This window comes from Paracoccus sp. AK26, assembly GCF_011801365.1.
GTDB classification, from domain to species: Bacteria; Pseudomonadota; Alphaproteobacteria; order Rhodobacterales; family Rhodobacteraceae; genus Paracoccus; species Paracoccus aerius.
The window spans coordinates 1,730,404-1,748,599 of record NZ_CP041041.1 but is presented as its reverse complement, the minus strand read 5'-3'; the positions used below and the strand labels follow the sequence as shown (position 1 = coordinate 1,748,599).

At 66.3% G+C, this 18,196-nt stretch carries 22 protein-coding genes; 9 read left to right on the top strand and 13 right to left on the bottom strand.

Annotated features, from left to right (window positions below; genetic code table 11):
• Positions 1–58 precede the first annotated feature (58 nt).
• Positions 59–1,615 (top strand): exodeoxyribonuclease VII large subunit, encoded by a 1,557-nt coding sequence (gene xseA / locus FIU66_RS08635; RefSeq protein ID WP_167622326.1) that lies wholly within the window; start codon positions 59–61, stop codon positions 1,613–1,615.
• 88 nt (positions 1,616–1,703) lie between these two features.
• Here xseA and FIU66_RS08630 read toward each other — a convergent pair whose 3' ends face one another.
• The 3 genes from FIU66_RS08630 to FIU66_RS08620 all read right to left on the bottom strand — a co-directional run bounded on the left by FIU66_RS08630 (position 1,704) and on the right by FIU66_RS08620 (position 4,304).
• Positions 1,704–2,912 carry an MFS transporter gene (locus tag FIU66_RS08630; protein WP_240544779.1) on the bottom strand — a complete coding sequence of 403 codons (1,209 nt, stop codon included), beginning with the start codon at positions 2,910–2,912 and terminating at the stop codon, positions 1,704–1,706.
• Positions 2,909–3,553: a bifunctional 4-hydroxy-2-oxoglutarate aldolase/2-dehydro-3-deoxy-phosphogluconate aldolase gene (eda, locus tag FIU66_RS08625; RefSeq protein WP_167622325.1), complete on the bottom strand. Its 645-nt coding sequence runs from the start codon at positions 3,551–3,553 to the stop codon at positions 2,909–2,911. Before eda ends, FIU66_RS08630 begins: the two co-directional genes overlap by 4 nt.
• A 100-nt stretch (positions 3,554–3,653) precedes the next feature.
• Entirely contained in the window at positions 3,654–4,304 is a 651-nt protein-coding gene (locus FIU66_RS08620) for a hemolysin III family protein (RefSeq protein ID WP_167622324.1), read from the bottom strand.
• A gap of 238 nt (positions 4,305–4,542) precedes the next feature.
• On the opposite strand from FIU66_RS08620, the gene rpsB reads away from it, so the two are divergent.
• The 3 genes from rpsB to FIU66_RS08605 all read left to right on the top strand — a co-directional run bounded on the left by rpsB (position 4,543) and on the right by FIU66_RS08605 (position 7,035).
• Positions 4,543–5,328: a 30S ribosomal protein S2 gene (gene rpsB / locus FIU66_RS08615; protein ID WP_167622323.1), complete on the top strand. Its 786-nt coding sequence runs from the start codon at positions 4,543–4,545 to the stop codon at positions 5,326–5,328.
• 84 nt (positions 5,329–5,412) lie between these two features.
• Entirely contained in the window at positions 5,413–6,324 is a 912-nt protein-coding gene (tsf, locus tag FIU66_RS08610) for a translation elongation factor Ts (RefSeq protein ID WP_167622322.1), read from the top strand.
• A gap of 126 nt (positions 6,325–6,450) precedes the next feature.
• The gene (locus tag FIU66_RS08605) at positions 6,451–7,035 is read left to right on the top strand and encodes a d(CMP) kinase (protein ID WP_167622321.1); all 585 of its coding nucleotides are present in this window, start codon (positions 6,451–6,453) and stop codon (positions 7,033–7,035) included.
• Here the strand turns inward: FIU66_RS08605 and FIU66_RS08600 are convergent, their stop codons facing one another.
• On the bottom strand, positions 7,036–7,308 hold the full coding sequence (locus tag FIU66_RS08600; protein ID WP_167622320.1) for an I78 family peptidase inhibitor: 273 nt from the start codon (positions 7,306–7,308) through the stop codon (positions 7,036–7,038).
• 71 nt (positions 7,309–7,379) lie between these two features.
• On the opposite strand from FIU66_RS08600, the gene FIU66_RS08595 reads away from it, so the two are divergent.
• A complete protein-coding gene (locus tag FIU66_RS08595; RefSeq protein WP_167622319.1) occupies positions 7,380–7,679 on the top strand; it encodes a hypothetical protein in 300 nt (99 codons plus the stop codon).
• A 2-nt stretch (positions 7,680–7,681) separates the two neighbouring features.
• Here the strand turns inward: FIU66_RS08595 and FIU66_RS08590 are convergent, their stop codons facing one another.
• The gene (locus tag FIU66_RS08590) at positions 7,682–8,215 is read right to left on the bottom strand and encodes a superoxide dismutase family protein (protein ID WP_167622318.1); all 534 of its coding nucleotides are present in this window, start codon (positions 8,213–8,215) and stop codon (positions 7,682–7,684) included.
• Positions 8,216–8,337: 122 nt separating this feature from the next.
• On the opposite strand from FIU66_RS08590, the gene FIU66_RS08585 reads away from it, so the two are divergent.
• Positions 8,338–8,646, top strand: a complete 309-nt coding sequence (locus tag FIU66_RS08585) for an ETC complex I subunit (protein ID WP_167622317.1) — start codon at positions 8,338–8,340, stop codon at positions 8,644–8,646.
• Positions 8,647–8,674: 28 nt separating this feature from the next.
• Here FIU66_RS08585 and FIU66_RS08580 read toward each other — a convergent pair whose 3' ends face one another.
• The 4 genes from FIU66_RS08580 to pyrC form a co-directional block, all read right to left on the bottom strand.
• Positions 8,675–9,031, bottom strand: a complete 357-nt coding sequence (locus tag FIU66_RS08580) for a DMT family protein (RefSeq protein ID WP_167622316.1) — start codon at positions 9,029–9,031, stop codon at positions 8,675–8,677.
• The gene (locus FIU66_RS08575) at positions 9,022–10,509 is read right to left on the bottom strand and encodes a replicative DNA helicase (RefSeq protein WP_167622315.1); all 1,488 of its coding nucleotides are present in this window, start codon (positions 10,507–10,509) and stop codon (positions 9,022–9,024) included. The genes FIU66_RS08580 and FIU66_RS08575 overlap by 10 nt, the downstream gene beginning before the upstream one ends.
• A gap of 108 nt (positions 10,510–10,617) precedes the next feature.
• Entirely contained in the window at positions 10,618–11,289 is a 672-nt protein-coding gene (locus FIU66_RS08570) for an orotate phosphoribosyltransferase (RefSeq protein ID WP_167622314.1), read from the bottom strand.
• On the bottom strand, positions 11,286–12,329 hold the full coding sequence (gene pyrC, locus FIU66_RS08565; RefSeq protein WP_167622313.1) for a dihydroorotase: 1,044 nt from the start codon (positions 12,327–12,329) through the stop codon (positions 11,286–11,288). Before pyrC ends, FIU66_RS08570 begins: the two co-directional genes overlap by 4 nt.
• 133 nt (positions 12,330–12,462) lie before the next feature.
• On the opposite strand from pyrC, the gene FIU66_RS08560 reads away from it, so the two are divergent.
• Together FIU66_RS08560 and FIU66_RS08555 are read left to right on the top strand one after the other, a co-directional pair.
• On the top strand, positions 12,463–12,762 hold the full coding sequence (locus tag FIU66_RS08560; protein WP_167622312.1) for an antibiotic ABC transporter: 300 nt from the start codon (positions 12,463–12,465) through the stop codon (positions 12,760–12,762).
• Between the two features lie 53 nt (positions 12,763–12,815).
• Entirely contained in the window at positions 12,816–13,568 is a 753-nt protein-coding gene (locus tag FIU66_RS08555) for an SDR family oxidoreductase (RefSeq protein ID WP_167622311.1), read from the top strand.
• A gap of 51 nt (positions 13,569–13,619) precedes the next feature.
• Here the strand turns inward: FIU66_RS08555 and gap are convergent, their stop codons facing one another.
• The 4 genes from gap to purB form a co-directional block, all read right to left on the bottom strand.
• Entirely contained in the window at positions 13,620–14,621 is a 1,002-nt protein-coding gene (gap, locus tag FIU66_RS08550; RefSeq protein WP_167622310.1) for a type I glyceraldehyde-3-phosphate dehydrogenase, read from the bottom strand.
• Positions 14,622–14,729: 108 nt separating this feature from the next.
• Complete coding sequence (locus FIU66_RS08545) at positions 14,730–14,873, bottom strand: hypothetical protein (protein WP_167622309.1); 144 nt, start codon at positions 14,871–14,873, stop codon at positions 14,730–14,732.
• 41 nt (positions 14,874–14,914) lie between these two features.
• A complete protein-coding gene (locus FIU66_RS08540) occupies positions 14,915–15,925 on the bottom strand; it encodes a FliG C-terminal domain-containing protein (RefSeq protein WP_167622308.1) in 1,011 nt (336 codons plus the stop codon).
• Positions 15,926–15,996: 71 nt separating this feature from the next.
• Positions 15,997–17,310, bottom strand: a complete 1,314-nt coding sequence (gene purB / locus FIU66_RS08535) for an adenylosuccinate lyase (protein ID WP_167622307.1) — start codon at positions 17,308–17,310, stop codon at positions 15,997–15,999.
• A gap of 146 nt (positions 17,311–17,456) precedes the next feature.
• Here purB and FIU66_RS08530 point away from each other — a divergent pair, with 146 nt between their 5' ends.
• Positions 17,457–18,182: a hypothetical protein gene (locus FIU66_RS08530; RefSeq protein WP_167622306.1), complete on the top strand. Its 726-nt coding sequence runs from the start codon at positions 17,457–17,459 to the stop codon at positions 18,180–18,182.
• Positions 18,183–18,196: the final 14 nt, after the last annotated feature.

Here is an 18,196-nt window from a genome sequence, read left to right as displayed (position 1 = left end):
CGCCCTTTCGCTTCTAGTCGCGGCGTTCTAGTGTGGCGCGGCGAAGGGAACAAGCCGCATGGAATTGCTGGAAGACGCGCCGGGCAGCAACGCGCATGAATTCACGGTTTCCGAACTGTCGGGCGCGGTCAAGCGCAGCCTGGAGGATCAGTTCGGCCGCGTCCGCGTGCGCGGAGAGATCGGCCGCGTGTCGCGCCCGTCGTCGGGGCATCTGTATTTCGACCTCAAGGACGACCGCTCGGTCCTGGCCGCCGTCACCTGGAAGGGGCAGGCGTCCCGTCTGGCGCAGCGCCCCGAAGAGGGGATGGAGGTCATCGCCACCGGCCGCATCACCACCTTTCCGGGCCAGTCGAAATACCAGCTGATCGTCGACCAGATCGAGCCTGCGGGCCTTGGCGCGCTGATGGCGATGCTGGAAAAGCGCCGGCAGGCGCTGGCGGCCGAGGGACTGTTCGACGAGGGGCGCAAGCGTCCGCTGCCGTCGCTGCCGCGGGTGATCGGGGTCGTGACCTCGCCATCGGGGGCGGTGATCCGCGACATCCTGCACCGGCTGCGCGACCGGTTTCCGACCCGCGTGCTGATCTGGCCGGTGGCCGTGCAGGGCGAAGGCTGCGCGCCGCAGGTGGCGGCCGCGATCCGTGGCTTCAACGACCTCGCCGTGGGCGGGCCGATCCCGCGCCCTGACCTGCTGATTGTCGCGCGGGGCGGCGGCAGCCTGGAAGACCTATGGGGCTTCAACGAGGAAGCAGTGGTCCGCGCGGCAGCCGAAAGCCGGATCCCGCTGATCTCGGCCGTGGGGCACGAGACCGATACGACCCTGATCGACTTTGCATCGGACCGCCGCGCGCCGACCCCGACGGCTGCGGCGGAAATGGCAGTGCCGGTGCTGGCCGAACTGGCGGCGCGCCTTGCCGAATCGCAAGCACGGCTGACGCGCTGTGCGACCGTTCATGTCGAACGGCCCCGGCAGCGGCTGCGCGATCTGTCCCGCGCGCTTGGCCGTCCCGCGGCGCTGACCGAAGGGGCGCGGCAGCGGCTGGACCTGTGGGCCGGACGGCTGGACCCGGCGCTGCACGGGCTGGTCCGCGCGCGCCGGCATCAACTGGCGGTGCGGCCGATGCCCGTGGCATTGCTGCGCCGCTTCATGGACGGCAAGGGCCACGCGCTGCATCGGCTGGAGCATCGGCTGGACGCTGCCTCGGTCCGCCGGCTCGAACGGCGGCGCGACCGGATGACCGCGATGGGGGAACGGCTGGACGCGTCGCTGGCGCGGGTCATGACGACGGCCAGGCGGTCGATCCTGCAGCAGGGGCAGAAGGTCGTCGATCTGGCCCGACGGCTGGACCTGGCCCTGCAAAGGTCAATTCGCACCCGCAGCGAAGCCCTTCAGCGCGCGGACCGGATGCGGCTGTCGTTGGGCTATACCGAGACGCTGAAGCGCGGTTTCGTGGTCGTGCATGGGCCGGATGGCGTCGTCACCTCGGCCAAGGCGGCGCGGCAGATGCCCCAGGTCGAACTGGAATTCGCCGATGGCAAGGTCGCGGCACGTCCCGAAGGTGCGCCTCCGAAGACCACGCGGAAGCCCAAGCCGCCCGAACAGAAATCCTTGTTCTAACCTTCACATTGGTTCAAGGATCCTGGGATCGCCGGTTGGTGCGGCAGTGGTTCGAGAGCACCCACGTGCCACGGGGCGGCCCCTGCCTCTACGCCTCGCGCGGGCGCAGCATCAGCCAGATCAGTGCGCCTCCGGCCAGCACCAGGAAGGGCAGCATGGCAAGGTTGACCGCGTTCCAGCCCGCGACGGTCGATCCGCCGCTGCAGTTCATCAATCCGCCCGAGGACAGCGAGGCCAGGAACACCCCGCCAAAGACGACGGCATCGTTCAGGCCCTGGACCCTGCCGCGTTCCTCGGGCGTATGGGCCCGCGTCAGCATGGCAGTGGCGCCGATATAGCCGAAGTTCCACCCCATCCCCAACAGGATCAGCGCGACGAAGAAGTTCGACAGGCCGACCCCGGACAGGGCCGCCGCGCCCGCCAGGGCCAGCAGGAACAGGCCGATCGCAACGATCCTCTCGGCCCCGAAGCGGGCGATCAGGTGGCCGGTGAAGAAGCTGGGCGCAAACATCGCCAGCACATGGGCGCTGACGATATTGGCCGCGTCGGTCGGCGCGAAGCCGCAGCCCACGACCGCCAGCGGGGTCGAGGTCATCACCAGGTTCATCAGCGCATAGGCCACCATTCCGCAGATCATTGCGACCGCGATCTGCGGCTGGCGCAGCAATTGCCGGACCGGCCGTCCCGAAGCGACAGGGGCGCCGTCTGTTAGGGCCTTGGGGTCTTGGAGAAAGGCGAACAGGAAAGGGCCCATGGCATTTAGCCCGATCACAGCCAGATAGGTTGCCAGGAAAGGGACCGCCGTCAGGCCGTCGGTCGCCCGGACCAGGGCCGGACCGATGATCGCCGAGGCAAGGCCGCCCGCCATGACCCAGCTGATCGCGCGGGGGGCGTAATCCTCGGGCGCGAGGTCGGTCGCGGCGAAGCGATAGAAGCCCTGAGCGGACATGTAGACGCCCGTCAGAAGCGAGCCGGCCATGAAGGACCAGAATGACCCGGCCCAGAGGCCCCAGGCGGAAAGCGCAGCACCCGTCGCCCCGGCCAGGACGGCCAGCAGGAAACCGGCCTGCCGCCCGTGATCCTGCATGAAGCGCGCCAGGGGACGCGCAGTCAGCGCCGATCCAAGCACGATCATCGACAGGGGCAGGGTGGCGATGCAGGGATTGGGGGCCAGGATCTGGCCCGCAAGGCCGCCGACGATGAAGATCACCGACATCTGCGATCCCAGGATCGCCTGCGCGGCGACCAGCACGATCACGTTGCGCCGGGCGCGCGCCAGGTCGGCGGGCAAGGTCAGCCCCGGCTCAGCCGTGCGGCGGCATGGGCGCGTTCCTGGATCGCCCCCCAGTTCTCGGCATTGACATCGCCATCCGTCGCGATCCAGCTTCCGCCGACGCAGACGACATTGGGCAGGGACAGGTAGCTGCCGGCATTGGCGGTGGTGATGCCGCCTGTCGGGCAGAAGCTGATCCTGGGCAGGGGTCCGGCCAGGGCCTTGAGGGCTGGTGCGCCCCCGCTTGTCTCGGCCGGGAAGAACTTTACCATGTCATAGCCTGCGTCCGCCGCGCGCATCACCTCGGATGCGGTGGCGGTTCCGGGCAGAAGGGGCAGTTCCAGTTCCTCGCAGGCGGCGATCAGGCGATCCGTCAGGCCGGGCGAGACGGCGAAGGTCGCGCCTGCGTCCTTGGCCCGCCGTGCGTCATCGGGCGTCAGCACCGTTCCCGCGCCGACATGGCCGCCGGACACGGTGGACATCGCCCGGATCGCGTCCAGTGCCGCGTCCGAGCGCAGGGTGATCTCCAGCACCGGCAGCCCGCCTGTGACCAAGGCCCGCGCCAGGCCCGCCGCGCGTTCCGCGTTCTTGATCACGATGACCGGGATGACAGGGGCCAGGCTGCACAGTGCACGGGTCTTTTGCGACTGGAGTTCGGGGTTCATGGCGCCACCTTCTGTTCCGCAATTCGCGCGCAACCTGCCCGGTCATGCCTTGCGATGCAAGCGGTTTGCCGTCCCGGCTGGCCGATTCCGATACCGCTAACTAAATGGCCGAAAGGACGGCGACATAGTGGATGGCGGCAGCGGTCACGACAAAGCCGTGCCAGATCGCGTTCTGGAAGCGAAGCCGTTCCCAGACATGGAAGATCACGCCGACCGTATAGACGATGCCGCCAATCACGATCAGCAGCATCGACAGCGGCGGCAGGTGGTCGGCAATGGGACGGAAGGCGACAAGTCCGCTCCACCCCATGAGGATATAGAGGAGGATGGCCAGCCGGTCATAGCGGCCGGGCAGCAGGCATTTCAGCGCGATGCCAAGCGCGGCCATCGTCCAGATGCAGACCAGCAGCGCGAAGACCACCGGGTCCGACGACGCCTTGTGCAGGAACGGGGTATAGGTGGCGGCGATCAGGACGAAGATCGCGGAATGGTCCGCCCGCCTCAGGTGCCATTTCAGGGTCGAATGGGGCAGCATGTTGTAAAGGAACGACACCCCCAGCGACAGGATCAGCCCGGTGCCATAGATCGTCGCGGCCAAGACCTCGGCCGTTCCAGCCGAGGTGGCGGCGTGGAAGATCAGCGCGGTCACCCCGACAAGCGCAAGCACGACACCGATGCCGTGCACGATCCCGTCGGCAAGCAGTTCATAGTAATCGTAATGTCGCCCAAAGCGGAAGCGGCTGTCGGTCATGCTGGTCCCCTGATGAGCCGATCTTGCCTGAACGGGGCGGGCGCGGCAATTGACAGGTTGGTCAGGTCCCGCGTGATCGGCCGCATTGAAGCCCCTTGCAAATCGCCCGCGCAGGGTCTATCTGCGCGACACTTCACAGGCAGGGGCGGGCCCTTGCGGGAGAAATCCGCAAAAGGTCCACCGGTTGGGGCAGATGCCCTGAATCCCCTGCCAAGGCGCAAACCGGAAAGGACATGGAATGGCGCTTCCCGAATTCAATCTGCGTCAGCTCTTGGAAGCTGGCGTTCACTATGGTCACCAGACGCAACGCTGGAACCCGCGCATGGCGGAGTTCATCTATGGCGACCGCAACGGCATCCACATCCTGGACCTGACCCAGACCTTGCCGATGCTGGACGCGGCCCTGCAGGTCGTGCGCGACACCGTTGCCAAGGGCGGCCGCGTGCTGTTCGTCGGCACCAAGCGCCAGGCCCAGAAGCCCATCGCGGACGCCGCCGAACGTTCGGCCCAGTTCTACATGAACCACCGCTGGCTGGGCGGCACGCTGACCAACTGGAAAACCGTGTCCCAGTCGATCAACCGCCTGAAGGCGATTGACGAGACGATGGCCGGCGGCGCGGAAGGCATGACCAAGAAAGAGCGTCTGCAGCTGGAACGCGAGCAGGCGAAACTGCAAGCCTCGCTGGGCGGCATCCGCCACATGGGCGGCCTGCCGGACCTGCTGTTCGTCATCGACGTGAACAAGGAAGACCTGGCCATCCTGGAAGCCAAGAAGCTGGGCATTCCGGTCGTCGCCGTGGTCGACACCAACTGCTCGCCCGAAGGCGTGGACTACATCATCCCCGGAAACGACGACGCGGCCCGCGCCATCGCGCTGTATTGCGACCTGGCCAGCCGTGCGGCGCTTGACGGCATGTCGGCGCAGATGGGTGCGGCCGGTGTGGACGTGGGCGCATTGTCCGACGCCCCCGACGAGCTGCTGGACCAGCCCGCCGCCGAGGAAGAGGCAACCGCCGACGCCTGATCGTCGCCGCGAACCGGATATTTACGGAACTGTCGTCAGGCGGGGATATGCCCCGCCTGACGCGTTGATCAAAGGAGACGGATCATGGCTATCACCGCCGCGATGGTGAAAGAGCTGCGCGAAACGACCGGCGCAGGGATGATGGATGCCAAGAAGGCGCTGACCGAAACCGACGGCAACATGGAAGCCGCCATCGACTGGCTGCGCACCAAGGGCCTTGCCAAGGCCGCCAAGAAGGCCGACCGCGTGGCCGCCGAAGGCCTGATCGGCGTGCAGGTGACCGATGGCCGCGGCGTCGCCGTCGAGATCAACTCGGAAACCGATTTCGTTGCCAAGAACGCCGATTTCCAGCAACTGGTCCGTGACATCACCGACATCGCGCTGACCACGGCGGATGACATCGAGGTGCTGAAGGCCACGCAACTGAACGGCAAGCCCGTGTCCGAGGTGCTGACCGACGCCATTGCCCGCATCGGCGAGAACATGACCCTGCGCCGGATGCACCTGCTGGAAGGCGAAACCGTCGTTTCCTATGTCCACAACGCCGCGGGCGAGGGCATGGGCAAGATCGGCGTGCTGGTCGCGCTGAAGGGCGACAAGGACAAGGCGCAGGCCGTCGGCAAGCAGTTCGCGATGCATATCGCCGCGACCAACCCGGTCTCGCTGTCGGAAGCCACGCTTGACCCGGCCCTGCTGGCGCGCGAGCTGGAAGTCCAGACCGCCAAGGCCCTGGAAGAGAACGCCGCATCGGCCAAGCCGAAGCCGGAAGCCGTGATCCAGAACAACATCATCCCCGGCCGGATGAAGAAGTTCGTGGCTGAAAACACGCTGCTGGGCCAGCCCTTCGTGATCAACCCCGATGTCACCGTCGAACAGGCCGCGACGGAAGCCGGGGTCGAGATCACCGGCTTTGCCCGCGTTTCCGTGGGCGAAGGCATCGAGAAGAAGGAAGAGGATTTCGCCGCCGAGGTCGCCAAGACCCTGGGCAACGCCTGATCCTTTCCGTCACGATCAAGACGACGAACGCCGGTCCCCTTGGGCCGGCGTTTTCTTTTGCGCAAGGCGGTGGACCTGGGGCCGCGCGCCGTGCGATGGAGGGCGCGAAACCAGTGTTGCGTGACCATGCCATTCATCATCGCCATTGACGGACCCGCCGCCTCGGGCAAGGGCACCATCGCCCGCGCCCTGGCCGCCCATTTCGGCTTTCATCACCTTGATACCGGCCTGCTGTATCGGGCCGTAGGGGCGAAGGGGGGCGATCCGATCGCGGCAGCGCGGACGCTTGAAGCAACAGACCTTGCGCGCCCGGATCTGCGCAGCGCCGAGGCCGGGCAGGCCGCCAGCCGCATCGCCGCCATTCCCGAAGTCCGCGCAGCACTTCTGGCCTTCCAACACCGCTTCGCAGGTCAAGAACCGGGCGCGGTTCTGGACGGTCGCGATATCGGCACGGTGATCTGCCCCGGTGCGCCGGTAAAGCTGTATGTCACGGCCTCGGACCAGGTCCGCGCGCAGCGGCGGGCGGCGGAACTGGGGGCCGATCCCGTCCAGATGCTGGCCGAATTGCAGGAACGCGACCGGCGCGACCGCGAACGCGCGACAGCGCCGCTGCGGCCTGCCGAGGACGCGGTGGTGCTGGACACAAGCAACCTGACGATCACGGATGCGATTGCCCAGGCCGTGGCTGTCGTGGACCGGGCGAGGGGCTGATCAGCCGCAGGTCACGCGTGCGATCCAGCCCTTGGGGTCCAGGAAGATGTTCAGCCGGCCCGGCTGGTATTCCTGGGTCACCAGCTGCCCCGGGCTGATTTCCCGATAGTGGAGCTGGGGCGGCAAGGTCACCTCTCCGATGTTCATCCCGACCAGCCGCTGGTGCTGTGTCAGATCGCATTGGGTGGCAGCGACCGTCAGGCTATAGCCGGATGCGCAGGCACCGACACTTGTTGCAGCGATGACGAAAAGGATTGCGCGGGCCCACGGCATTCGATCACCTCTCTGTTTCAAGCAGAACGAACGGGGCGCCCGCGCGTTCCTTTCGCAAAAGGAGAAAAGCGATGAAACAAGCACTTGCAGGACTGTTTCTGATCCTGCCGCTGGCGGCCTGGGGATCGTCCGACGAGGCCTGGGACGATTTCCGCGCCTCGGTCGAGGAAAGCTGCCGCAGCCTCGTCCAGACCGCGCCCGACGCCACCGTCACCGTCGAGGTCAACCCCTTCGGTTCCGATAGCTATGGCGCAGCCCTGATCACGGTGGGCCAGGGCGGGACGCAGGAAAGGATGATCTGCATCTATGACAAGCAGGCCGCAACGGCCGAGGTCACGGCGCCCTTCGCGGACGCCGCGCCAGTCGAATAGGATCAGCCTGCCTGCGCGAAGGTGCCGCAGGCCACCCGCCCCCCGGCATGGCCCGAGGGCTGGCCGACATAGTCGTCGGGCTGTTCATGGATGATGATGGCCGCCCCGTCGTCGTCCATCATCAGCTCGGTCGTCAGGCCGGCGACGAAATGCTCGACCGTCAGCGCCCCGCTGTCGGGGACGTGGATGTTGGGCAGGTCGCCCGGATGCGGCCCGTTTGCCGACATGACGCCATGTTCCTTGTCGCCCGCCAGATGGCCGCCCGCCGATTCGAAATCGGGCGGCGAACATTCGCCAGTCTCGTGGATATGGGCGCCGTGGATGCCGGGCGGCAGGCCCTCGAGCTCCAGCGTGACCAGCATCATCCCCGACGGCGTGGCGACGGCAGTCGCGGTGCCCAGGCTTTCGCCCTCGGCGGTTTTCAGTTCGGCGATCAGGGGTGCTGCGCCCTCGGCCGGTGGGGGGGATGCGGCATCCTGCGCGGCGGCGGGAAAGGCCATCATCAGCCCAAGGGCGGCTGCTGTGCGAAACGGCATCGTATCCTCCTGCATTGTTGCGGTATCGCGGGTCAACGCAAGCCGGGACCAGCCGTTCCGGCCCTTGATCAGCGGCCCGCGATTGGCGATAAGTCGCGCGATATCGACCGAAAGGCTGCCCAATGCGCGTTCGCATCTATCAACCTGCCCGCAATGCCATGCAGTCCGGCAATGCGCGGACCAAGAAATGGGTGCTGGAGTTTCCGCCCCAGGGGCGCGACATCGACCCCTTGATGGGCTGGATCAGCAGCGACGACACCCAAAGCCAGGTCCGCCTGCACTTCGAGACCCAGAAGCAGGCCGAGGATTACGCCCGCGAGCGTGGCCTGGAATATGTCGTCCAGCCACCCCACAGCCGCGCCGCCAATATCCGCCCCCGCGGCTATGGCGAAAACTTCGCGACCGACCGCCGCGGCCCTTGGACGCACTGACCGACAGGCGCGCCGGCCGCCGGCGCGCCTAGCCGAAGTCGTGGAAGATGAACCAGGCGCCCAGGCAGATCAGGCCGAAGCCCACGCCGTGCTGCCAGCCGATGCGTTCGCCAAGGTAGATCCAGGAAAACAGCGCGAAGACTGACAGGCTGATGACCTCTTGTATGGTCTTCAACTGTGCGGCGCTGAAATGCCCATAGCCGATCCGGTTCGCGGGCACCTGCATCACGTATTCGAAAAAGGCGATGCCCCAACTGACGAAGATCACCGTCACCAGGGGCGCAGTCTTGAACTTCAGGTGCCCATACCACGCCACCGTCATGAAGACGTTCGAGGCAATCAGCAGGCCGATGGTCGCGACGGGGACCGGCAGACCTAGTCCCATTGCGACTGCCGGTCCTTTGCAAGGTTGCCAAAGCGGGTGAACTGGCCTTCGAAGGACAACTCGACCGTGCCGATGGGTCCGTGGCGCTGCTTGCCCAGGATCACCTCGGCCTTGCCATGGCACTGTTCCATCACCTGCTGCCACTTGGCCATGGCGTCAAGATCGCTGTCCGACGGCTTCTCGCGTTCCTTGTAGTATTCCTCGCGGAACACGAACATCACAATGTCCGCGTCCTGTTCGATGGACCCGGATTCGCGCAGGTCGGAAAGCTGCGGGCGCTTGTCATCGCGGTTTTCGACCTGGCGGGACAACTGCGACAGGGCGATCACAGGGATGTTCAGTTCCTTGGCGACGGCCTTCAACCCTTGCGTGATCTCGGACACTTCGTTCACGCGGCTGTCCTTGGCGGAGGCTGCCTTCAGAAGCTGAAGATAGTCCACCATCAGCACATCAAGCCCATGCGTCCGCTTCAGCTTGCGGGCGCGGGCGGCAAGCTGGTTGATCGGCAGGGCGGGCGTGTCGTCGATGTAAAGCGGGCAGTTCTGCAAGGCGTGCGCCGCCTCGACGAAGCGGCGGAACTCGGCCTCGTCCATGTTGCCGCTGCGGATGCGTTCGCTGGGCACCTCGGCTGCTTCCGACAGGATCCTGGCTGCAAGCTGTTCGGCCGACATCTCAAGGCTGAAAAAGCCCACGACGCCGCCCTCGACCGTGCCGATGGTGCCGTCGGGCCGTTCGCCGGTCTTGTGGGCCTTGGCGATGTTGAAGGCGATGTTGGTCGCAAGCGAGGTCTTCCCCATCGAGGGACGGCCTGCAAGGATGATGAGGTCAGAGTTGTTCAGCCCGCCCATCTTGCCGTCCAGGTCGATCAGCCCGGTCGAGATCCCCGACAGCTTGCCGTCGCGCTGATAGGCGGCGTTGGCCGCTTGCACGGCCCCGGTCACGGCCTTGAGGAATGACTGGAAGCCACGCTCGGCAGTGCCGGCCTCGCCCAGCTTGTACAGCGTCTGTTCGGCCGCCTTGATCTGTTCCTCGGCCTCGTCGCCGACCTCGACGGTGGCGGCGCGGGCGGCGATGTCCTGGCCCAACTGGATCAGTTCGCGGCGCAGGGCGAATTCGCGGATCATCTGGGCGTAATCGCGCGCGGCATAGGCGCTGATCGCGGCCCCCGCGATCCGCGCCAGATAGGCAGGGCCGCCCAGTTCCTTCAGCCCGTCGTCATGTTCCAGAAAGGCCTTGATCGTGACCGGGCTGGCAAGGGCGTTCTTGCGGATGCGTTCGGAACAGATGTCGAAGATGCGGGCATGGACCGGATGATAGAAGTGATCCGGCTTGATGATTTGGCTGACGCGGTCGAAAACGTCGTTGTTGGTCAGAAGGGCGCCCAGAAGCTGCTGTTCGGCCTCGAGCGAGAAGGGGATCGAGGGCGTCTCTTCGGCGCTGACGGGCTGGCCCGGAATGATGGCGCGGAGATTGGTCATGGACTGCCCCCTTTGGTCTTCGGTCCCGTTCTACACCCGAAGTCCCGCGCGGGGAACGGCGCGCGGTTCGTTTTCGGGGGGCGGTTCTGTGGACTGCCTGTGGATAAGTCAGGCGTTGGCTGCCTGCCAGGCGCGGGGGTCGGTCAGGAAGGTCTCGACCTCGGCCAGCGTTTGCTCGTCGAACGCCGCCTGGGCGCGGGCCTCGGCCAGGACGTCCCACCAGGTGCAGAGGTGATGCAGCGTTACACCATGATCGGCCAGGCGTTGCGTCGTTTCTGGGAAGATGCCGTAATAGAAGATCACCGCGGTATGCGCGCAGCTGGCCCCGGTATCGCGAATCGCGTCCACGAAGGACAGCTTGCTGCCGCCGTCGGTGGTCAGATCCTCGACCAGCAGGACACGCTGGCCCTCGGTCATGGCGCCTTCGATCCGGGCGTTGCGGCCGTAACCCTTGGGCTTCTTGCGCACATAGGTCATGGGCAGGCCCAGCCGTTCCGCGACCATGGCGGCGAAAGGAATGCCCGCGGTCTCGCCGCCAGCCACGTTGTCGAAGGCCTCGAAGCCGGCGTCCCGCATCACCGTCGCAGCCATGAAGTCCATCAGGGTCGCGCGGACGCGTGGAAAGCTGATGATGCGGCGGCAATCCACGTAGGTCGGACCCTTGAGGCCCGAGGCATAGGTGAAGGGCTGGGCCGCGTTGAAGTCCACGGCCTTGATTTCCAGCAGCATCCGGGCGGACAGGCGGGCGATCTCCTCGCGCGCGGGGAAAGTCAGGCTCATTTGTCCTCCAGGTGCCAGAAAAGGGGGAAGCCGGGGTCGAATACGGTGACGGTTTCGCCGCCTGCGGAGATTTGGGCCGGGTAGTCGGCAGGCCTGTCGCGGCGGGTCAGGGTGATCCGGCCGTCGTTCGGGGGAAGCCCATAGAAGGCGGCCCCGTTCAGGCTGGCGAATGCTTCCAGCCGGTCCAGGGCGTTTTCGTCCTCGAAGACCTGGGCCAGGATCGACATGGTGTTCGGCGCGGTGAAGCAGCCAGCACAGCCGCACGGTTGCAGCTTGGCGCTGTCCGCATGGGGCGCGCTGTCGGTGCCCAGGAAGAAGCGCGACTCGCCGCTGGTTGCAGCCTCGCGCAGCGCCAGGCGGTGCGATTCGCGCTTGGCGACAGGCAGGCAGTAGTAATGCGGGCGTATGCTGCCGGCCAGAATGGCATTGCGGTTGATGACCAGGTGATGGGTGGTGATCGTGGCGGCCAGATCGTCACCGCCCGACCGGGCATAGGCCACGCCGTCGCTGGTGGTGATATGTTCCATCACCACGCGCAGGCCGGGCGTGCGGCGGCGCAGCGGGTCCAGCACGCGGTCGATGAAGACAGCCTCGCGGTCGAAGATGTCCACCGCCGGGTCGGTGACCTCTCCGTGGACGCACAGCGTGACGCCAGCCTCGGCTATGGCCTCCAGCACGGGCCGGACGCGGTCGAAATCGGTGACGCCGCTGGCGGAGTTGGTCGTGGCGCCCGCAGGATACAGCTTAACCGCGCGGATGATGCCATCCCTGAACGCGGCCACCACATCGGCGGGATCAGTCGCGTCAGTCAGATACAGCGTCATCTGCGGCTGCAGCACTGCCCCCTCGGGCAGGGCCGCCAGGATCCGGTCGCGATAAGCTGCGGCCTGCGCGCCTGTCACCACCGGAGGCACCAGGTTCGGCATGATGATCGCGCGGCCGAAGCCCGCGGAATGGGGGGCGACAGCCGCCAGCATCGCGCCGTCGCGCAGGTGCAGGTGCCAGTCGTCGGGGCGGCGAAGGGTGATGCGGTCGGTCATGGCCTGCCTCTATACATGGCAGGCCTGGCTTGCCAAGCAGGCCCGCCGAAAATTGCACGGACCTATCCGAATGTCCGACTTGTGTTGACGCCTGCGTCAGCCCAGACTGGTCCCATAGCGCAAGGAAAGCCCGATGTTCCCGACGATGCCCAAGAACCCCCTACGCCTCTGGGCCCAATTCGCCCGCATGACGATCGAGGCGCAGACGGTGATCGGCCTGCGGACCGCGGGCATGATGGGCATGATGGCCCAGGCACCAGGAGAGCCGTTCCGCATGGTCGCCGAAAAGCAGGCCGCGGCGACCGAATCGCTGTTCGCGATGGCGCAGGCGGCGGGCAGGGGCGCAAGCGCCGAACGGGTCATGTCCGCCGCGCTGCGGCCCTATGGCAAGCGCACCCGCGCCAATTCGCGCCGCTTGACCAAGCCCCGCTGACGGAACGAACCGCCGGTCCTGCCGTTCTGCTGCCTGATGGCAGGAGGCATGGCATGAAGACGGCACTGATCACCGGCGGCGCACAGGGCATCGGCAGGGGCATCGTTCAGCGGCTGCGGGCCGACGGCTGGCGGGTGGCATTGTTCGACCTCGACCCCGAGGCGGTGGCCGAAATGGCCGGGGACGACCCCGACCTGCTGGCGCTGACGGTGGATGTTGCTGACGAGGATGCCGTTGAAGATGGCTTTGCGCAGCTGCGCGACTGGCTGGAGGCGGAGGGGCTGGACCTGTTGGTGTCCAATGCCGGGATCGCGAACCCTGAAACCGGCCCGATCGAGGCTCTGTCCCTGTCGGACTGGCAGCGGATGCTGAATAGCCACCTGACCGGCGCCTTCCTGATGGTCCGCGCCGCAGTGCCACTTCTGCGGCGGGCCAGGGGGTCGATCATCCTGATGTCCTCGACCCGCGCGCTGCAGTCGGAACCTGAAACCGAGGCTTATGCGGCGTCCAAGGGTGCGCTGCTGGCGCTGTCGCACGCGCTTGCGGTCAGCCTTGGACCGGATATCCGCGTGAACGCCGTCCTGCCCGGGTGGATCGAGACAGCCGATTACCAGAAGCGCGCCAGCCGCAGCACCCCCCAGCACAGCGAGGCCGAGAAGGCGCAGCATCCGGTCGGGCGGATCGGGACACCAGGGGATATCGCAGGGCTGGTGGCCTATCTCGCCACGGACGAGGCGGGCTTCATCACCGGCCAGCGATTCGTGGTCGATGGCGGGATGTCGGCGCGGATGATCTATCCGGCATAGGAAAGGGCGGCAGGTTCGACCCGCCGCCTCTGTTTCACCCGGCTCGCCGGTTCAGATCAGCTTTCCCATCGCAACCGCGGTGTCGGACATGCGGTTCGAGAAGCCCCATTCGTTGTCGTACCAGGTCAGGATGCGGACCATGCGGCCTTCCATCACCTTGGTCTGATCCATGTGGAAGATCGACGAATGCGGGTCGTGGTTGAAGTCGGTCGAAACCAGCTTCTCCTCGGTATAGCCCAGGATGCCCTTCATCGGGCCGTCGGCCGCGGCCTTGATCGCGGCATTGACTTCCTCGACCGAGGTGTCGCGGCCTGCTTCGAAGACCAGGTCCACGACCGACACGTTCGGCGTGGGCACGCGGATCGCCACGCCGTCCAGCTTGCCCTTCAGTTCCGGCAGCACCAGGCCCACGGCCTTGGCGGCGCCGGTCGAGGTCGGGATCATCGACAGTGCGGCGGCGCGGGCGCGGTACAGGTCCTTGTGCATCGTGTCCAGCGTAGGCTGGTCGCCGGTATAGCTGTGGATCGTGGTCATGAAGCCCTTGGCGATCCCGATGCTGTCGTTCAGGACCTTGGCGACGGGCGACAGGCAGTTGGTGGTGCAGCTTGCGTTCGACACGACCAGATCATCGGCGGTCAGCGTGTCGTCGTTCACGCCGAAGACGATGGTCTTGTCGGCATTGTCACCGGGGGCCGAGATCAGGACGCGCTTGGCGCCGGTTGACAGGTGCGGCTGGACCTTGTCCTTGGACGTGAAGATGCCGGTGCATTCCATGATGACATCGACGTCGCCCCAGGGCAGGTCGGCCGGGTTGCGGATCGCGGTCACCTTGATCGGGCCGCGTCCCACATCGATGGAGTCGCCGTTCACGGTGACGGTGGCCGGGAAGCGGCCGTGGACGCTGTCATAGCGCAGCAGATGCGCGTTGGTTTCGACCGGCCCCAGATCGTTGATCGCAACGACCTCGATATCGGTGCGCCCCGATTCGACGATGGCGCGCAGCACGTTGCGCCCGATGCGTCCGAAACCGTTGATCGCAACTTTGACAGCCATGGTTCTCTCTCCCGACCAAGTGACGTTGGGTTCCTCTAGCGCGCCATTCCGGGTGATGCAAATGCCGCGTGGTGCCTGTCCAGGCTGCCCCTGACAGGCTGCGCGGTGTTAGCGCCAGAAGCTGACATGCTCGATGAAGCCGTCCATCGAGCGCGCCACCAGCAAGGGCAGATCCCAATGCAGCCACAGCTGGTCGGCGGCAAACAGCGCCAGGATCAGGATCACAAGGGCAACGGCGATCGCGTTGGTCATGACCCGCTTATCGGCCCCGGCGTCCGGCTGCGCAAGCCTGCTCAGTCCTCGTCCTGGGGCAGGATCAGGGTGATCTCGCCTGCTTCCTCCAGCCGGCGGATGGCGGCGACGACCTCGTTCATGGCTTCCTCGATATCGGAGGCGCGCAGCTTGCCCAGATCGTTGCGTTCCTCTCGCAGCCCGTCCGCCATGCGCTGCGACAGGTTGGACAGTATGAACTCGGCCGCTGCGGCTTCCGCTTCACCCTGCGCGGCAAGGGCGCGGACCAGGACCGGCTGCTCGACCTCGCGGATGATGCGGGGGATGTCGCGGGGCAGGACCCGGGCGGGGATATGGGCGAAGATGAAGATTGCCTTCCGCACATTGCCCGCGAAATCCGCGTCATGGCTGTCGAGGCTGCTGAGAACATCGTCCCGCAGATCGGCCGTCGCGAAGTTGAGGATCGCGCCCATCCGGTCGGTCGCGGGGGTGGGGATGGCGGGACGCGGCAGGGCCTCGGCCGCCTGAAGCAGGATCAGGCCGACGCGGTTCAGCGATTCGGGCGTCACGCCCGCCGTCATGGACATGGCCTGCGCCACGGCGCGGGCGCGTTCGCGGGGCAGGGCCACAAACAGTTCGGATGCCCGTTCCACCGGAAGCTTGGACAGCATCAGGGCCACCATCTCGACGGCTTCGGTATTGGCAAGCGCGGTGATGGCGGGGGCGGGCAGGGCGGCAATGCGCGGCCAGGGGTCGCCCCGGCCGGATACGGCTGCCCGCCGCCGCAGCCGGTCGGTGCTGTCTTCGGAAAGCTGTGCGCCCAGCATGGCCAGCGTGCCGTCCAGATCGCCCGGGAAGGTCACGCCTACGGATTCGAGCCGGTCGCAAAACTCGGTAATGATCGCGTCGCGGGTCTGGCGGTCGATCAGTTCCATCCCCGCCATTTCCTCGGCCAGCAGGGTCTGGCTTTCGCTGTCCAGCCGCGACAGGCCGGATGCCTGATCGTCGTCAAGCAGAAGCCGCACGATCACCGCCGCCTTCTGCCTTTGGTTCAATCCCGTTTGTATTGTCATAAACCCTGTCCAGATCGACCGTTCGTGCGGCCAATCTGGCAGAGCTTCCCTAACATCGGGTTTACGCGACCCTATTTCATGTCTTCGTCGAAGACGCGGCGGAAGATCGTGTCCACATGCTTGGTGTGATAGCCAAGGTCGAACTTCTCCTCGATCTCGGCGGGGGACAGGGCTGCAGTCACCTCGGCATCGGCCAGAAGTTCTTCCCTGAAGTCAGCGCCCTGCTCCCAGACCTTCATGGCGTTTCGCTGCACCAGGCGATAGGCATCCTCGCGCGAGACGCCGGCCTGCGTCAGTGCCAGCAGCACGCGCTGCGACATTACCAGGCCTTTGAACTTGTTCATGTTGGCCAGCATGTTGTCGGGATAGACGACCAGCTTCTCGATCACGCCGGCAAGGCGGTTCAGCGCGAAGTCCAGCGTGATGGTGGCGTCCGGCGCGATGCCGCGTTCGACGGACGAATGGCTGATGTCGCGTTCGTGCCACAGCGCGACGTTTTCCATCGCCGGGATCACGGCCATGCGGACAAGGCGGGCGAGGCCGGTCAGGTTTTCCGTCAAGACCGGGTTGCGCTTGTGCGGCATCGCCGAACTGCCCTTTTGTCCGGGGCTGAAGAATTCCTCGGCCTCCAGAACCTCGGTCCGCTGCATGTGCCGGATCTCGATGGCGACGTTCTCGATGCTGGACGCGATCACGCCAAGCGTCGCGAAGAACATCGCGTGACGGTCGCGCGGGATCACCTGCGTGCTGATGGGTTCAGGGCGCAAGCCCAGTTTTGTGCAGACATGTTCCTCGACCGCGGGGTCGATATTGGCGAAGGTGCCAACCGCGCCGCTGATCGCGCCGGTCGCGACTTCCCAACGGGCGCGCTCCAGACGCGCGCGGTTGCGGTTCATCTCGGCGTAGAAGCGCGCAAAGGTCAGGCCCATGGTGGTGGGTTCCGCATGGATGCCGTGGCTGCGGCCGATGCGCACTGTGTCCTTGTGTTCATAGGCGCGGGCCTTCAGCGCGGCCAGGACGCGGTCCATGTCGGCCAGCAGGATGTCGGCGGCGCGCACCAGTTGCACGTTCAGCGTCGTGTCCAGAACGTCGCTGCTGGTCATGCCCTGGTGGACGAAGCGTGCCTGGTCCGACCCGACATGTTCGGCCAGGTGGGTGAGAAAGGCGATCACGTCGTGCTTTGTCACCGCCTCGATCTCGTCGATGCGGGCCACGTCGAAGTCCACGTCCTTGGCGCGCCATACGGCCTCGGCGTTCTCGCGCGGGATGACACCCAGGTCAGCCTGGGCGTCGCAGGCATGGGCCTCGATCTCGAACCAAATGCGGAAACGGGTTTCGGGGGACCAGATGGCGGTCATCTCGGGGCGGGCATAGCGCGGGATCATGGCGGGCTCCTTTCGGGTTGGGGCGGGCATAGCGGGGTGCTGACGCGGGGGCAAGTTTTCGATTGCCCCACCGGGGCGGATGGGAACATTCGGGCCGGGCAGGCTGTTGAGGAAGCAAACCGATCCGACAAAGCCGGAGACAAGCGATGAAGCCGACCAACGACGACGACCGTCCCCAGACAGAAGCCGACCATACCAGCGAAACCCGCTTTGGCCCCCGCCCCGTACCCCAGGGGCATCGCGTGCCCCACGGTGCCCCGCAGCCGCGCCGGGTGATCCCTTCGGGGGACGCATCGTCGGATGGCCGGTCGGCCCATCCGTATTCTTCGACCGGGGCGAAGATCGCGGTCTGGGGCGGGATTGGCCTTGGCGTCGCGGGCGGCACGGCGGCTGCGGTCCTGGCGATCCGCAAGATCGCCGAGGCGCTGTCGGACGATCCGCGTCCATTGTCGTCGACCCGCCACCATGCGGCCCCTTCGTCCGCACCGCGCTTTGCCCGGCTGGACGAGGATGAGCGCGAGGCAATGCGTCGTCGCGTCCGCGCCCAGGATCGCGAGGACCGAGAGGAAATCGCCCGCCTGCGCGCCGAAGCCTCTCAGGCCCGGTCAACGGCCGCGCCCAGGATCAAGCGGAAGAAGGCCAATTTCGCGGAAAGCCTGATCGACACCTCGACCCGCCTGTCCCAAAGCCTTGAAGGTGTCGCGAAGTCCATGGCCCTGGCGGTCGAAAGCTTCCGCGGGGTCGCGACCCAGGCGACCGGCATCGTCCAGGAATTCGCAGGCACGGCCGAACAGTTGCGTGCGGCCCTGCGCGGAGAGCCGGTTTCGGATACCCGGCGGACCAAGGACGATGAACGAACCCACCGGCTGTAGCCGTTGATCGGGGC

Bases quoted from the DNA above. Each gene is read 5' to 3' on its own strand.
- FIU66_RS08530 (WP_167622306.1), top strand. From the start codon at position 17,457: ATGAAGCCGACCAACGACGACGACCGTCCCCAGACAGAAGCCGACCAT.
- eda (WP_167622325.1), bottom strand. From the start codon at position 3,553: ATGAACCCCGAACTCCAGTCGCAAAAGACCCGTGCACTGTGCAGCCTG.
- FIU66_RS08620 (WP_167622324.1), bottom strand. From the start codon at position 4,304: ATGACCGACAGCCGCTTCCGCTTTGGGCGACATTACGATTACTATGAA.
- purB (WP_167622307.1), bottom strand. From the start codon at position 17,310: ATGATCCCGCGCTATGCCCGCCCCGAGATGACCGCCATCTGGTCCCCC.
- rpsB (WP_167622323.1), top strand. From the start codon at position 4,543: ATGGCGCTTCCCGAATTCAATCTGCGTCAGCTCTTGGAAGCTGGCGTT.
- xseA (WP_167622326.1), top strand. From the start codon at position 59: ATGGAATTGCTGGAAGACGCGCCGGGCAGCAACGCGCATGAATTCACG.
- FIU66_RS08585 (WP_167622317.1), top strand. From the start codon at position 8,338: ATGCGCGTTCGCATCTATCAACCTGCCCGCAATGCCATGCAGTCCGGC.
- FIU66_RS08555 (WP_167622311.1), top strand. From the start codon at position 12,816: ATGAAGACGGCACTGATCACCGGCGGCGCACAGGGCATCGGCAGGGGC.
- FIU66_RS08540 (WP_167622308.1), bottom strand. From the start codon at position 15,925: ATGACAATACAAACGGGATTGAACCAAAGGCAGAAGGCGGCGGTGATC.
- FIU66_RS08545 (WP_167622309.1), bottom strand. From the start codon at position 14,873: ATGACCAACGCGATCGCCGTTGCCCTTGTGATCCTGATCCTGGCGCTG.
- FIU66_RS08605 (WP_167622321.1), top strand. From the start codon at position 6,451: ATGCCATTCATCATCGCCATTGACGGACCCGCCGCCTCGGGCAAGGGC.
- gap (WP_167622310.1), bottom strand. From the start codon at position 14,621: ATGGCTGTCAAAGTTGCGATCAACGGTTTCGGACGCATCGGGCGCAAC.
- tsf (WP_167622322.1), top strand. From the start codon at position 5,413: ATGGCTATCACCGCCGCGATGGTGAAAGAGCTGCGCGAAACGACCGGC.
- FIU66_RS08575 (WP_167622315.1), bottom strand. From the start codon at position 10,509: ATGACCAATCTCCGCGCCATCATTCCGGGCCAGCCCGTCAGCGCCGAA.
- FIU66_RS08590 (WP_167622318.1), bottom strand. From the start codon at position 8,215: ATGCCGTTTCGCACAGCAGCCGCCCTTGGGCTGATGATGGCCTTTCCC.
- FIU66_RS08580 (WP_167622316.1), bottom strand. From the start codon at position 9,031: ATGGGACTAGGTCTGCCGGTCCCCGTCGCGACCATCGGCCTGCTGATT.
- FIU66_RS08570 (WP_167622314.1), bottom strand. From the start codon at position 11,289: ATGAGCCTGACTTTCCCCGCGCGCGAGGAGATCGCCCGCCTGTCCGCC.
- pyrC (WP_167622313.1), bottom strand. From the start codon at position 12,329: ATGACCGACCGCATCACCCTTCGCCGCCCCGACGACTGGCACCTGCAC.
- FIU66_RS08600 (WP_167622320.1), bottom strand. From the start codon at position 7,308: ATGCCGTGGGCCCGCGCAATCCTTTTCGTCATCGCTGCAACAAGTGTC.
- FIU66_RS08595 (WP_167622319.1), top strand. From the start codon at position 7,380: ATGAAACAAGCACTTGCAGGACTGTTTCTGATCCTGCCGCTGGCGGCC.
- FIU66_RS08560 (WP_167622312.1), top strand. From the start codon at position 12,463: ATGTTCCCGACGATGCCCAAGAACCCCCTACGCCTCTGGGCCCAATTC.